We start from the raw sequence: 13,513 nt of genomic DNA on the forward strand, positions 1-13,513 counted from the left end.
CCCTGCCATTCAATAAAAATAATGACCTGCAGACCTAAAACCATGCTCAACGCACACGCATTGAAACGCGTCAGCATCCTGGCCACCGAAGGCGTCTTCGCCTCCACCCTGATGCAGGCCAAGGATTTTTTCCACATGGCCAGCCTGCGCTACGGCAAACAGCTGGGTCTGGGCCTGACGCCTGCCCTGGAAACCTGGGTGGTCAGCCCTGACGGCAATCCGGTCACGACATTCAATGGCACCCGCATTGCAGTCGATGGCGCGCTGGAGGCGACCGATGCGGTCATTCTGCCGGCGTTCTGGGGTGATTTCGACACGCTATGCCAGCAGTATCCCCAGGTCATTCCATGGCTACAGGAACGCCACACCGCCGGCAGTGCCATCTGCGGGGAAGCCAGTGGAGTGTTCTGGATGGCTGCGGCAGGTCTGCTCGATGAGCGCGAAGCCACGACCCACTGGCGCTTCGCCAACGAGTTTGCCGAACGTTTCCCGCGCGTACTGCTCACCCTGGAAAAACACCTGACCGACAGTGACAACCTGTACTGCGCCGGCGGAACCACCTCGTCTTGCGATCTTTACATGCATCTGGTCGAAGGTTTCTGCGGCCCCAGCGTCGCCCAAGGCATGGCGCGCGACATTCTCTTCGAGGTGCAGCGCAACTACAGCCCGGGACGCATCGGCTTTGGTGGCCAGAAGCTGCACCTGGATACACGTGTGCTGCAGATTCAGGAATGGCTGGAAGAACATTTCGCGGAGAAATTCCGCTTCGAAGACGTGGCCCGTGAGCACGGCATGAGCATCCGCAACTTCATGCGTCGCTTCCAGAGCGCCACCGGTGACAAACCGCTGCATTACCTGCAGCGGCTGCGTATCGAGACGGCCAAGAGTCTGCTCTCGACCACGCGCAAGAGCATCAAGACCATCAGCTATGAAGTCGGCTACGACGATGCCAGCTTCTTCGCCCGCCTGTTTCGCCATCACACCGAACTGTCACCGAACCAGTATCGGCAGCACTACAGGCACAAAAGCGGCTGAAGCTGGAGTGTTCACAGGAAGCACGCCAGACGTGCGAAATGCCAACACCGTCCGGCGGGTTGCCGCCCTACGGTTTGTGTGGTCGCGACAGGTATTCGTGGGATTGCATCTCCAGCAGGCGACTCAGGGTTCGCTGGAATTCGAACTCCAGTCGCCCGCCGGCATAGAGATCCTTGAGTTCAACCTCCGCAGAGAGAATCAGCTTGACGCTACGGTCGTAGAACTCGTCCACCATATTGATGAAACGTCGCGCCATATCGTCCTTGTAGGCGTCCATCCGCTCAACGTTCGAGACCAGGACCGTATCGAAAATCTTGCCCAGTTCGATGTAATCGTTCTGACTGCGCGGCCCATCGCAGAGTTCGCGAAACTCGAACCAGGCGACACCGCTGGCGGTCTTGCGTGCAACGATCTCGCGGTTCTCGATGTTCAGCGCATCGTTTTCCTGCACCCGGCACTGCTCCGGTAGCAAGCTGCGGAAACTCTTCTCCAGGCTCTGCTCCGCTTCGGCATCCAGCGGAAAGTGATACAGCTCGGCCTGTTCAAGCGCGCGCAGGCGGTAATCGATACCGCTGTCGACGTTGATGATCTCGGTATGTTTCTTCAGCAACTCGATGGCTGGCAGGAAACGAGCGCGCTGCAGACCGTCCTTGTAGAGACCATCGGGAACAATATTGGACGTCGCGACCAGGCTGACGCCGTTTTTGAACAGCTCTTCAAGCAGGGTCGCCAGGATCATTGCGTCGGTGATGTCGGAGACGAAAAACTCATCGAAGCAAATCACCCGCGACTCTTCGGCGAACCGCTTGCCGATGATCGTCAGCGGGTTCTTCTCACCCTTGAGGGTGCGCATTTCTTCGTGCACACGCTTCATGAAGCGATGGAAGTGGGTGCGCGTCTTCTGCTCGAACGGCAGGGCATCGAAGAAGGTATCCACCAGATAGGTCTTGCCGCGACCGACGCCGCCCCAGAAGTACAGGCCTTTGATCGGTTCCTGCTGTTTCTTGCCGAAGAGTTTGCCCAGCAGGCCGGAGGATGTGCGCTCAGCAGCGACCAGATCATCGTACAGGCGCTGCAGATGACGAACGGCTGTTTCCTGAGCCGCATCATGAAAGAAATCTGGACGTTGCAGGTCTGCCTGATAGCGCTCGAGAGGTGTCATGGCCGGGTCTGGGTAGTGAAACGGGGCGTTACTTTAGCCGCGGCCTCGGCGGATGGCAATTTGCGCAGATCATTCAACTCAGCTGTCCCCCGCTGATGATGGAAAATCGCCGCCCCGGTGATAACCGGCGGCCCAGGCTAGCCGGCTAAACAGCAAGCGTCGCCATAGCCTGGCGCAGGCGCAACATGGCGGCTTCCAGCGCGGTCTCGTCGGCATAGCGCGGGCTATCGGCAATGCATTCGCTATCAAGCCACAAGGTGAATTGATCGTCCTCATCGGCACGCAGTTCCAGCGCATCGACACCCTGCGCAATCAGACGCTGACTGAGTGCGCCGATGGCCTTGGGATCGCTGAAAGGACGCGATAGCAATAACTCCTCCCCATCAGCGGCGAAGAAGCGGAAACGGAAGCTGCCATCGGTTTCCCGAAAGCTGGCGAAACGGGCTGTCTTGCCACCTTTTTTCTTGGTCGGACCGGCATTCTTCACTTCACTGCGGAAATTGCGCAGACCCACGGCTTCACGCAATTCGCCGAGGAAAGGCGTGGCCACCTTACGCGCCTTGGCCGCACCCGCCTGAAGGATATCCTCCAGTTCGCCAGGTCGGGTCATCAGCATGTGATAGCGCTCGCGGGCCTCACTCAGCTCGTCATCAAGCAGTTGGAACAGGCGCTGCTTGGCTTCACCCCAGGCCAGCCCGGCAAGCAGCTCACCGCGAAACTCATCCAGTTGAGCCGGCGTGGCGAAGGCCTGATAGAGCGTGAACAGGTGTGAGACGTCCGGATCTTTGGGTTCACCTGGCAATTTCGAGTCGGTGACGATGCGAGCGATGGTGTTTTTCAGCTCCTTGGCGCTGGCGAACAGCGGAATGGTGTTGTCGTAGCTCTTGGACATCTTGCGCCCATCGAGCCCCGGCAGGGTCGCCACGCTTTCCTCGATCAGCGCCGCCGGCATAGTGAACAGCTCACGTCCCTTGCCGAACAGGTGGTTGAAACGCTGAGCGATATCACGCGCCATTTCCACGTGCTGAATCTGGTCGCGACCCACCGGTACCTGATGTGCATTGAACATGAGAATGTCGGCGGCCATCAGCACCGGGTAGCTGAACAGCCCCATGGTGATACCGGCGTCTGGGTCTTCGCCCTGCTCGAGATTCTTGTCTACCGAGGCCTTGTAGGCGTGCGCGCGGTTGAGCAGCCCCTTGCCGGCAACGCAGGTCAGCAACCAGGTCAACTCCGGGATTTCCGGGATATCGGACTGGCGATAAAAGGTCACCCGCTCGGCATCCAGACCACAGGCAAGCCAGGTGGCGGCAATTTCCAGGCGCGACTGCTGAATGCGCAACGGCTCATCACACTTGATCAGCGCATGGTAGTCGGCGAGGAAATAGAAGGAGTCGGCATCGGCTGCGCGACTGGCGACAATGGCCGGGCGAATGGCCCCGGCATAATTGCCCAGGTGCGGCGTGCCCGTGGTGGTGATGCCGGTAAGGATGCGGGTTTTCATACGATCATCTCGATTCAGTCGGCAAGCGGCTCAAGGGTTTAGCAGGTCGTTCTACCGCGACCTGCTAGTTCAGCCGAGGCGCAACCAGCTCTTTCAGCTCGACCAGCCTGCCATGGAAAAAGTGGCCGCATTCTGCCACTTTCAGCAACTCATGGGGACGCTCAAGCGTGGCAGAGAATGCGTGCACCGAAGCTGGATCGATCACCTCATCATTGTCGGGTTGAATGATCGTCAGGGTGCAGCCTTCGGCCATTGCCCCGCTTTCAAGTCGCGAAACCGCCGGCGCCACCATGAACAAGCGTTCCAGACTCTCACCCCGCGCCTCCACCCGGCTCGCCAGTGCTGCGGCCACGAAACCGCCAAAGGAAAAACCCAGCAACGTCAGTGGCAACCCCGGATGTTGCGCCTGCAGCCAGCGTAGCGCCGCTTCGGCGTCATCGACCTCACCGGTCTTCATGTCGTGGCTGCCGCCACTGCCGCCGACTCCCCGATAATTGAAACGCAACGTGATATAGCCTGCATCGCGGGCGGTGCGCTGCAGGGTGGAGACCACCTTGTTCAACATGGTGCCGCCCTTGACCGGGTTGGGATGACAAAGCAACGCCAGTCCTCGCGCATCGGGCTGGTCATAATGCAGGCCTTCCAGCACGCCGGCCGGCCCTTCGAAGGAAATGGGGGTTTCGCGTTTCAACAAAATGGCTCCGTGACCTTGAGGCAAGTCGACTCGTCTTGCTTACGAGCTGCCTGATAACCGCCGCGCTGCGTCGCGGTATACAGGGCAGGTACGAGACGTTAACGTATCAGGCCGTGGAAAAACCACCCGCCTCAGGCGATAGGTCGGCGACACCGGGCGCATCAGCCTCCGATTGTCGCAGTCGACGCCTTTGCAATGTTTTACCCGGCCTGAACAGTACAGCCGTTTATATAGAGGAAAACCCGTGGAACAGAACCTCGCGACCTGGTTGCTCCCGATTGCCGGCCTGATCGTCGGTATCGCTATTGGTTATCTGATATCGCGCAACAGCGCGCCCAACAGCACACAGCACCAGGTGGATGAGCTGCAGGAACGCCTGGACACCTATCAAAGCGAAGTGGTGACTCACTTCAACACCACCGCCAGCCTGTTGCGCAAACTGACTGCGAGCCATCAGGACATCCAGAATCACCTGTCCGAAGGCGCTGACAAGCTCGCGCTCGACGAACAAACTCGCCAGCGGCTACTCACCGCGCTGCACAGCAAGGAAACCCACACGCCTCGTGAACGCCTGGACTCGCCGACATTCACCGAGCCGCCGAAGGATTACGCCCCGAAAGATGAAGATACTCCGGGCACGCTGCATGAAAACTTCGGTCTGAAAAAGCACTGACCTCCATGAGGCAGGTGGCACACCCTCTGTGCCACCTGCTTGCACAGCACTTATTGCTGCAGGCGCATCGACAGATCAATCGCGCGAACATGCTTGGTCAGCGCGCCGATTGAAATATAGTCCACGCCGGTTTCGGCCACAGCGCGCAGACTTTCATCATCGATCCCACCCGAAGCCTCCAGCTTCGCCCGTCCCGCCGCAATAGCCACGGCCTTGCGCATATCATCCAGGCTCAGCTCGTCGAGCATGACGATATCGGCCCCGGCACGCAGCGCCTGCTCCAGTTCATCCAGGCTCTCGACTTCCACCTCCACCGGCTTGCCCGGTGCAATACGGTGGGCCGCTGCAACAGCCTCGGCAATTCCACCACAGGCGGCGATGTGGTTTTCCTTGATCAGAAAGGCGTCGTAAAGCCCGATCCGGTGGTTGTGACAACCGCCACAGGTGACGGCGTATTTTTGTGCCAGACGCAGGCCGGGAATGGTTTTACGGGTATCGAGCAGTTTCACGCCCGTCCCCTCGACAAGATCGGCATAGTGCCGGCTCTGAGTAGCAACGCCGGATAACGTCTGCAGAAAATTCAGCGCGGCTCGCTCACCGCTGAGTAACGCACGCGACGGCCCTTCAAGCTGGAACAGCACGCGATCAGCCGCCACCCGATCGCCATCGGCCACCTGCCAATGCACTGCAACCCGAGGGTCAAGCAGGCGGAATACTGCGTCCACCCAGGCCGTCCCGCAAACCACGGCTTCTTCCCGGGTAATCACCTTCGCATGAGCAAGACGCTCAACCGGAATCAGCTGCGCGGTTATGTCACCGGCGCCAATATCCTCGGCCAGCGCCTTACGCACGTTGGTTTCGATTTCAGCACCGAGATCGGCAAGAGTGAGATTGGTCACGACAGACTCCCATTAAATTCGTCATGAGTATAAAGCCTCGCCTGGTGGACGCGCAGGCTCCAGAAAGGCTGGCAAAACGCCACAGGTTTCCCGAAATAGACACCGCCGGTAGTATTTTGTGACCGTCCGCCGGAATTCGCGGGAGTATCTGTGAGCTGCATCATGTCCAAGCACTGCCCGGACCAAAGAGCAGCACGTGTAGGCATATAATGCTTCCATAAATTGACGCCATGAAAATGGCGACAGATATTCATAGGCCGCTATCTCTATCTGTCTACAGCGGCATGCCAGGCATTGTGATCGCCCTATAGGGTGATCGGGAGAGTTTCGATGCGAACCGATGCGAAAGTAGTGCACCTGAAGGGCATTGCAGAGCACCAGCCCACACCATCGACGGGCAGGTTGCCTGTCGCACTCATCGGCGTGCGCGACCAAGCGGCACAGCAGCTGCGAGTGGCGCTGCAAACCCTGTTCGACAATGCCGACGATTCGCTTTTCGAGATAGCCGATCGGGCCACCAGCAACGCCGAACAAAATGCATTCTTTGAAGCCATGCGCGACCTGCGCATGAAACGTCGCAGCATCGAGCGTGGCTTTCTGCAGCAGGTCTTCGAGTCTTTCAGCCGGCTCAACCAGTACGAAATCGGCAAGCCCGCACAGCCGGAAGCCTCCTTTGAAAGCCTGGCACTGGTACAGAACGACGAACTGGAAGAGTCGGTCACCATCGACACCATGGTCGCCAAGGTCATCAATCGAGCCGCCCAGCCGCTCAGCCACCTCACCACTCGCCTGAATGTGCTGGTTAGCAGAAAAATCGACGACAAGAGCAACCCGCTTGGCCCTCAGCAGCTATGCGAAAACTTTCTTGAGGCCTGCAGCAGCCTTGGCGTGGAAATCAAGGTCAAACTGATCATCCTCAAACTGTTCGAGCGCTACGTACTGGCAGACCTGGATCAGCTCTATGCCGAGGCCAACCAGACACTGGTGACTGCCGGCGTATTGCCTGAACTGCACTCCAACCCGCCACGCAAAACCAGCAATCGCGGCGCGGCAGGAACCCCGACGCACACCTTCAGCGGTGCCCAGGACTATCCCGAAGAAGGCTTCCACGAAGCCTTCGGCGCACTGCAAACCCTGCTTTCGGAACTGCGCGGCAGCGCCCTCCCTACACGCAACATCCCCAACGATGCCGTACCGATCTCCAGCAATGACCTGATGCGACTGCTTTCACACCTGCAGGCACGCGCACCTCAGCAGATCGATGAGCACAGCCTGCAAGACCAGCTTGAGCAACTGCTGCATCGGGTCAGCGCAAAAAGCGGCAAGTCGCGGATTGTCGGCGAGGTGGATGAAGACGTCATCAACCTGGTGTCGATGCTGTTTGAATTCATTCTCGATGACCGCACCCTGCCCGACTCGCTCAAAGCCCTGATTGGTCGACTGCAGATTCCGCTGCTGAAGGTCGCGGTGCTGGACAAGACTTTTTTCAGCCGCGGTAGCCATCCGGCACGACGCCTGCTCAATGAAATCGCCTCCGCCGCGATGGGCTGGGTTGATCAAGATGAAACCCAGCGCGACAGCCTTTATCAGAAGATCGAACAGGTCGTGGCACGCCTGCTGAACGATTTCGTTGACGATCCTGCCATCTTCTCCGAACTGCTTGCCGACTTCCTTGCATTCACTGGCGATGAACGTCGCCGCAGCGAACTGCTCGAACAACGTACCCGCGACGCCGAAGAAGGACGCGCCAAGGCAGAAGTGGCACGCCAGGAAGTTGAGCAGGCACTCAACCAACGCCTGCTCGGCAAGACCCTGCCCGAGGTCGTAGTGCGCCTCCTGCAGGAAGCCTGGAGCAAGGCCCTGCTACTGACCTGCCTGAAGTACGGCACGCACTCCGAACAATGGCAGGCCGCCCTGGCAACCATGGATGACCTGATCTGGAGTGTCGAACCACACGACGACCCGCAATCGAGAGAGCGGCTGCTGGAACTGGTGCCAAGTCTGCTCAAAAACCTGCGCGACGGCCTGAGCAGTGCCGCGTTCGATCCGTTCTCGACCAGCGATTTCTTTACCCGCCTCGAGGCGCTGCATGTGCAGACGCTGCATCAGGCCAGTCACTCCTCGCAACCTGCACAATCGGCAGCAGCCAGCGCACCGGCCCGCGACGACAGCCCCCGTGAACAGAGGCTCGAACTGCCTCATAACACGCCACCTGAAGACACTGTCACGCCCCCTGCAATGGTTGAGGTGGTCGAGGAAATCGTGCTGCTCGCACCTGGCGAAAGTCGTGAACTGGAGCCTGAGATCGACCTGGCCGACAACGACGAAGCGCTGACCCAGGTCGACAATCTGCGGGTCGGCAGCTGGGTGGAATTCCAGGAAGATGAAGAGCACAAGCTGCGCTGCAAACTGGCTGCGATCATCAAATCCACCGGCAAGTACATTTTCGTCAACCGCACCGGCATGAAGGTATTGGAAAAGACCCGCATGGGGCTTGCGATTGAATTTCGCCGCGGCGCCATCCGCCTGCTCAACGACACCCTGCTGTTCGACCGCGCCCTGGAATCGGTCATCGGCAACTTGCGGCAGCTGAAGGACGGCAACCGCTAGTACTTTCGACGGACTGGGGCTTCGTGCACAAGCAGGATTGGCTTTTCTCGCCCCAAGGCTAGAATGGCTACATACCATCCGAGGTGCACATGCCCAGTCGCCTGAATCCTGAAGACCAGAAACGCGTTGACCAGTATCTCAGCGCCCCTCAGCACCAGGTAGAGCGCCAGCCCTTCCGGCCTTGGCTCCTGCTGCTCCTGGTTCTGGTCGTAGTGATTGGCCTGGGCATTCTCAGCCGCCTTCTCAGCCGCCTGGTGACATGAGCGATTCTGCGCTCCCCTCGCGCTCGACCTGAATCCCGCAAAACCTTATGAGTTCATCTAATGACCCATCGCATCGTAATCGTCGGCGGCGGCGCCGGCGGCCTGGAGCTTGCTACCCGCCTGGGTAAAACCCTGGGCAAGCGCGGCAAGGCCCGAATCACCTTGATCGACACCAACCTGACGCATATCTGGAAACCACTCCTGCATGAAGTTGCTGCTGGCTCGCTGAACTCATCGGCCGACGAGCTCAACTATGTAGCCCAGGCCAAATGGAACCACTTCGATTTCCAGCTTGGCCGCATGTGTGGCCTGGAGCGCGCACACAAATGCATCCATCTCGCCGCCACCCTGGACGAGCAAGGCGTCGAACTGGTGCCCGCACGCGCGCTTCGCTATGACACGCTGGTCATCGCCGTCGGCAGCACTACCAACGACTTCGGCACCCAAGGTGCAGCTGAGCACTGCATTTTCCTCGATACGCGGGAACAGGCGGAACGCTTCCATCGTCAACTGTTAAGTCATTACATGCGCGCCCATGCCAATGAAGGTCAACAGGGAATCCTGAACCTGGCCATCGTCGGGGCCGGGGCGACGGGCGTCGAGCTGGCTGCGGAGCTTCACCACGCCGCCCGCGAACTTGCTGCTTACGGCCTTGATGGAATCAAACCGGAGAATATGAGCATCAGCCTGATAGAGGCCGGCCCACGCGTATTGCCTGCACTACCGGAGCGCATCAGCCAGCCCGTACATCAGACACTCAGGGATCTCGGCGTGAAGGTCCTCACGGATGCCGCCGTCAGCGAAGTGACCGCCGACGGACTGCACACTCAAAACGGTGAATTTGTACCTGCCAGCCTGAAAGTCTGGGCCGCCGGCATCCGGGCACCGAAGTTCCTGCACGAGATCGACGGACTGGAAACCAACCGGATCAATCAGCTGGTGGTTCGGCCCACACTTCAGACCACGCGCGATGATGACATTTTCGCCTTTGGCGACTGCGCAGCCTGCCCGCAGCCAGACAGCGATCGCAACGTGCCACCTCGCGCACAGGCCGCGCATCAGCAGGCCTCGCTGCTGGCCAAGTCGATTGCCTTGCAGCTCGCAGGGAAAGACCTGCCCAGCTATCGCTACCGTGATTACGGCTCGCTGATTTCGCTCTCCAGCTTTTCAGCCGTGGGCAACCTGATGGGCAACCTCACCGGCAGCATCATGCTGGAAGGCTGGCTGGCACGCATGTTCTACATCTCGCTTTACCGGATGCACCAGATGACGCTGTATGGCGTCGCTCGTACAGCCCTGATGATGATCGGCGACAAGCTCAGCACCAGCACGGCGCCGCGCCTCAAGCTTCACTGATTGCGCCTGTCGCGCCTCCCGGAGCGAGCCGGGAGGCGCGGGATCAATTGCGGCCAATGATGCGCCATGATGGCAAAGGAAAAACGCAGGCATAAAAAAACCGGAAGATCCTCTCGGATCTTCCGGTTTTTTCAGGCTTCTTGCGAAGCCATTTTGGTGGGTCGTGTGGGACTCGAACCTACGACCAATTGGTTAAAAGCCAACTGCTCTACCAACTGAGCTAACGACCCAAAAATGGTCGGGGTAGGGGGATTCGAACTCCCGACATCCTGCTCCCAAAGCAGGCGCGCTACCGGACTGCGCTATACCCCGATTGGAATTTGGCTCCGCGACCAGGACTCGAACCTGGGACCCAATGATTAACAGTCATTTGCTCTACCGACTGAGCTATCGCGGAACTTCTATTTCCATCTCCCCGGCTGGCTTGCTGTGTAGCCTTGCAAACCCCCCGTTGAGGCGCGCCATTTTACGGTTCTCGACGGCGCTGTCAACAGAAAAAATACGATTTACTACAATACCTTGCGAGAAACTTCAGGCCGAGGAAGATTGCCCACGGCAACACCCCATCCAGGCGGCGCCACTCCGAGGGAGCGACGCCGTTCGGATCAGGCAAATACGATGTCGTCGCCCTCCACTCTGCCTGCAATGCTGGCGCCCGGCTCGAATGTGCCTGAAAGGATTTGCTGGGCCAGGGGGTTCTCGATCCAGCGCTGGATCGCACGCTTCAAGGGTCGAGCCCCATAGACAGGGTCGTAACCGACAGCAACCAGCCTGTCCATGGCCTCATCGCTCAGCACCAGGCTCAGATCCCGCTCCGCAAGTCGCTGTTGCAGGCGAGCCAGCTGAATCCGGGCGATACCGGCAATCTGCTCACGCGCCAGCGGATCGAAGACCACCACCTCATCAATGCGGTTGATGAATTCCGGGCGGAAATGCTGGGACACAGCATCCATCACCGCGGCACGCTGAGCATCCGGGTCACCGACCAGCTCCTGAATCTGCATCGAGCCGAGGTTCGAGGTCATCACGATCACCGTATTGCGGAAATCCACCGTACGCCCGTGGCTGTCGGTCAGACGACCATCCTCCAGCACCTGCAGCAGGATGTTGAAAACGTCAGGGTGCGCTTTCTCGACCTCATCGAGCAGCACCACCGAATACGGCTTGCGACGCACCGCCTCGGTCAGGTAACCGCCCTCCTCATAACCAACGTAGCCCGGCGGCGCACCGATCAGGCGAGCCACCGAATGCTTCTCCATGAATTCGGACATGTCGATGCGGATCATTGCCTCCTCGGTATCAAAGAGGAATTCCGCCAGCGCCTTGCACAGCTCGGTCTTGCCCACGCCGGTCGGGCCGAGGAACAAGAAGGAACCGCTGGGACGGTTGGGGTCCGCCAGCCCCGCCCGGGAACGACGCACGGCATTGGCCACCGAAACCACCGCTTCGTGCTGACCGATCACGCGCTGGTGCAGCAGGTCTTCCATCTTCAACAGCTTCTCGCGCTCGCCTTCAAGCATCTTCGACACCGGAATACCGGTCCATTTCGAGACGACCTCGGCGATCTCCTCGTCGGTCACCTTGTTGCGCAACAGCTGGTTTTCCGCCTTGCCATGCTGATCGACCATCTGCAGGCTGCGCTCCAGATCTGGAATGATGCCGTACTGCAACTCAGCCATACGCGCCAGATCACCCTTGCGCCGTGCAGCCTCGAGTTCGGCCTTGGCCTGCTCGATCTTCTGATGCATCTGCGCCGAGCCCTGCACCTCGGCCTTCTCCGACTTCCAGATTTCCTCCAGATCGGCGTATTCGCGCTCCAGCTTGACGATTTCTTCATCGAGCTTGGCCAGACGCTTCTTGGTGGCCTCGTCGTCCTCGTTCTTCAGTGCCTCGCGCTCGATTTTCAGCTGGATCAGACGTCGGTCGAGTCGATCCAGCTCTTCGGGTTTGGAGTCGATTTCCATACGGATACGACTGCCCGCCTCGTCGATCAGGTCGATGGCCTTGTCCGGCAGCTGGCGATCGGTGATGTAGCGATGGGACAGCTTCGCCGCCGCGATAATGGCGCCGTCGGTGATGGAGACGCCATGGTGCACTTCGTAGCGCTCTTTCAGGCCACGCAGGATGGCGATGGTGTCCTCTTCGCTCGGCTCATCGACCTGCACACGCTGGAAGCGCCGCTCCAACGCCGCATCCTTTTCAATGTACTGGCGATACTCGTCCAGCGTGGTCGCTCCGACGCAATGCAGCTCGCCGCGCGCCAACGCGGGCTTGAGCATGTTGCCGGCATCCATCGAGCCTTCGGCCTTGCCGGCGCCAACCATGGTGTGGAGCTCGTCGATGAACAGGATGACGCGCCCTTCCTGCTTGCCCAGCTCATTGAGAACTGCCTTCAGGCGCTCTTCGAACTCCCCACGGAACTTGGCGCCGGCGATCAGCGAGCCCATGTCCAGGGACAGCAGGCGCTTATCCTTGAGCCCGTCGGGCACCTCGCCGTTGACGATACGCTGAGCCAGCCCCTCGACAATTGCAGTCTTGCCCACACCGGGCTCACCGATCAGCACCGGGTTGTTCTTGGTGCGCCGTTGCAGGACCTGGATGGTGCGGCGGATTTCATCGTCACGACCGATCACCGGATCGAGTTTGCCTTCCTCGGCGCGCCTGGTCATGTCCACGGTGTATTTGTCCAGCGCCTGACGCGACTCTTCTGCATTGGGATCGTTGACCGCCTCGCCGCCTCGAAGGTTACTGATGGCGTTCTCCAGCGCCTGCTTGCTGACGCCTTGCGCCAGCAACAGCTTGCCCAGGCGGGTGTTGTTGTCCAGCGCGGCCAGCAGCACCAGCTCGCTGGAAATGTACTGATCGCCCTTCTGTTGCGCCAGGCGATCCGCCTGATTGAGCAGGCGCGCCAGCTCCTGGGACATGTTCATGTCGCCGGTGGGATTCTGCAGCTTGGGCAGCTGATCCAGCTCTTTGGTCAGCGCCTTTCGCAAGCCATTGATATCGAAGCCTACCTGCATCAGCAGAGGTTTGATTGAGCCCCCCTGCTGCTCCAGCAGTGCCTGCAATAAATGCAGGGGTTCGATGGATGAATGATCTAGGCCAACTGCGATGGACTGGGCATCGGAAAGCGCAAGCTGCAGCTTGCTGGTCAAACGATCGATACGCATGTAGTCACCTTTCTGGTTAGGCAGGCCGGCGCACTGAATCGCACCACGAACAAAGCCCGCGAGATGAAACCTAGATAAGGTTGATTGTTGAAGATTCAAGGCGGATGGCATTGATACAGGTCATGGGCAGACAGCCGGGACCCTGCC

General features: G+C 59.4%; 10 protein-coding genes and 3 tRNA genes. 5 read left to right on the forward strand and 8 right to left on the reverse strand.

Going from position 1 to position 13,513, the window contains the following annotated elements; translation table 11 throughout:
• Positions 1–42 precede the first annotated feature (42 nt).
• The gene (locus NAV32_RS00605; RefSeq protein ID WP_256050862.1) at positions 43–1,035 is read left to right on the forward strand and encodes a GlxA family transcriptional regulator; all 993 of its coding nucleotides are present in this window, start codon (positions 43–45) and stop codon (positions 1,033–1,035) included.
• A 67-nt stretch (positions 1,036–1,102) separates the two neighbouring features.
• Here the strand turns inward: NAV32_RS00605 and zapE are convergent, their stop codons facing one another.
• The 3 genes from zapE to NAV32_RS00620 form a co-directional block, all read right to left on the reverse strand.
• Positions 1,103–2,197 (reverse strand): cell division protein ZapE, encoded by a 1,095-nt coding sequence (gene zapE / locus NAV32_RS00610; protein ID WP_256050864.1) that lies wholly within the window; start codon positions 2,195–2,197, stop codon positions 1,103–1,105.
• Positions 2,198–2,342: 145 nt separating this feature from the next.
• Complete coding sequence (locus NAV32_RS00615; protein ID WP_256050865.1) at positions 2,343–3,701, reverse strand: tryptophan--tRNA ligase; 1,359 nt, start codon at positions 3,699–3,701, stop codon at positions 2,343–2,345.
• Between the two features lie 64 nt (positions 3,702–3,765).
• On the reverse strand, positions 3,766–4,395 hold the full coding sequence (locus tag NAV32_RS00620) for an alpha/beta hydrolase (protein WP_256050866.1): 630 nt from the start codon (positions 4,393–4,395) through the stop codon (positions 3,766–3,768).
• Positions 4,396–4,639: 244 nt separating this feature from the next.
• Here NAV32_RS00620 and NAV32_RS00625 point away from each other — a divergent pair, with 244 nt between their 5' ends.
• Positions 4,640–5,068: a ZapG family protein gene (locus tag NAV32_RS00625; protein WP_256050867.1), complete on the forward strand. Its 429-nt coding sequence runs from the start codon at positions 4,640–4,642 to the stop codon at positions 5,066–5,068.
• Positions 5,069–5,118: 50 nt separating this feature from the next.
• Here NAV32_RS00625 and nadC read toward each other — a convergent pair whose 3' ends face one another.
• Complete coding sequence (gene nadC, locus NAV32_RS00630) at positions 5,119–5,967, reverse strand: carboxylating nicotinate-nucleotide diphosphorylase (RefSeq protein WP_256050868.1); 849 nt, start codon at positions 5,965–5,967, stop codon at positions 5,119–5,121.
• Positions 5,968–6,297: 330 nt separating this feature from the next.
• Between nadC and NAV32_RS00635 the strand changes: the two genes are divergently transcribed.
• The 3 genes from NAV32_RS00635 to NAV32_RS00645 all read left to right on the forward strand — a co-directional run bounded on the left by NAV32_RS00635 (position 6,298) and on the right by NAV32_RS00645 (position 10,196).
• Entirely contained in the window at positions 6,298–8,577 is a 2,280-nt protein-coding gene (locus tag NAV32_RS00635; RefSeq protein WP_256050869.1) for a DUF1631 domain-containing protein, read from the forward strand.
• A gap of 89 nt (positions 8,578–8,666) precedes the next feature.
• Positions 8,667–8,840 (forward strand): DUF3094 family protein, encoded by a 174-nt coding sequence (locus NAV32_RS00640; protein WP_256050870.1) that lies wholly within the window; start codon positions 8,667–8,669, stop codon positions 8,838–8,840.
• Positions 8,841–8,900: 60 nt separating this feature from the next.
• A complete protein-coding gene (locus NAV32_RS00645) occupies positions 8,901–10,196 on the forward strand; it encodes an NAD(P)/FAD-dependent oxidoreductase (protein WP_256050871.1) in 1,296 nt (431 codons plus the stop codon).
• A 154-nt stretch (positions 10,197–10,350) separates the two neighbouring features.
• Here the strand turns inward: NAV32_RS00645 and NAV32_RS00650 are convergent.
• The 4 genes from NAV32_RS00650 to clpB form a co-directional block, all read right to left on the reverse strand.
• A tRNA-Lys gene (locus tag NAV32_RS00650) sits at positions 10,351–10,426 on the reverse strand.
• 5 nt (positions 10,427–10,431) lie between these two features.
• Positions 10,432–10,508: transfer RNA gene (locus NAV32_RS00655), tRNA-Pro, on the reverse strand.
• Between the two features lie 9 nt (positions 10,509–10,517).
• Positions 10,518–10,593, reverse strand: a tRNA-Asn gene (locus tag NAV32_RS00660).
• 208 nt (positions 10,594–10,801) lie between these two features.
• Complete coding sequence (gene clpB, locus NAV32_RS00665; RefSeq protein WP_256050872.1) at positions 10,802–13,366, reverse strand: ATP-dependent chaperone ClpB; 2,565 nt, start codon at positions 13,364–13,366, stop codon at positions 10,802–10,804.
• Positions 13,367–13,513: the final 147 nt, after the last annotated feature.

Origin of the sequence: Stutzerimonas stutzeri, from assembly GCF_024448695.1 — a bacterium.
GTDB lineage: Bacteria > Pseudomonadota > Gammaproteobacteria > Pseudomonadales > Pseudomonadaceae > Stutzerimonas > Stutzerimonas stutzeri_T.

Excerpts from the sequence above, each read along its gene's own strand:
- zapE (WP_256050864.1), bottom strand. The coding sequence starts at position 2,197 with ATGACACCTCTCGAGCGCTATCAGGCAGACCTGCAACGTCCAGATTTC.
- clpB (WP_256050872.1), bottom strand. The coding sequence starts at position 13,366 with ATGCGTATCGATCGTTTGACCAGCAAGCTGCAGCTTGCGCTTTCCGAT.
- NAV32_RS00605 (WP_256050862.1), top strand. The coding sequence starts at position 43 with ATGCTCAACGCACACGCATTGAAACGCGTCAGCATCCTGGCCACCGAA.
- NAV32_RS00635 (WP_256050869.1), top strand. The coding sequence starts at position 6,298 with ATGCGAACCGATGCGAAAGTAGTGCACCTGAAGGGCATTGCAGAGCAC.
- NAV32_RS00645 (WP_256050871.1), top strand. The coding sequence starts at position 8,901 with ATGACCCATCGCATCGTAATCGTCGGCGGCGGCGCCGGCGGCCTGGAG.
- NAV32_RS00640 (WP_256050870.1), top strand. The coding sequence starts at position 8,667 with ATGCCCAGTCGCCTGAATCCTGAAGACCAGAAACGCGTTGACCAGTAT.
- NAV32_RS00615 (WP_256050865.1), bottom strand. The coding sequence starts at position 3,701 with ATGAAAACCCGCATCCTTACCGGCATCACCACCACGGGCACGCCGCAC.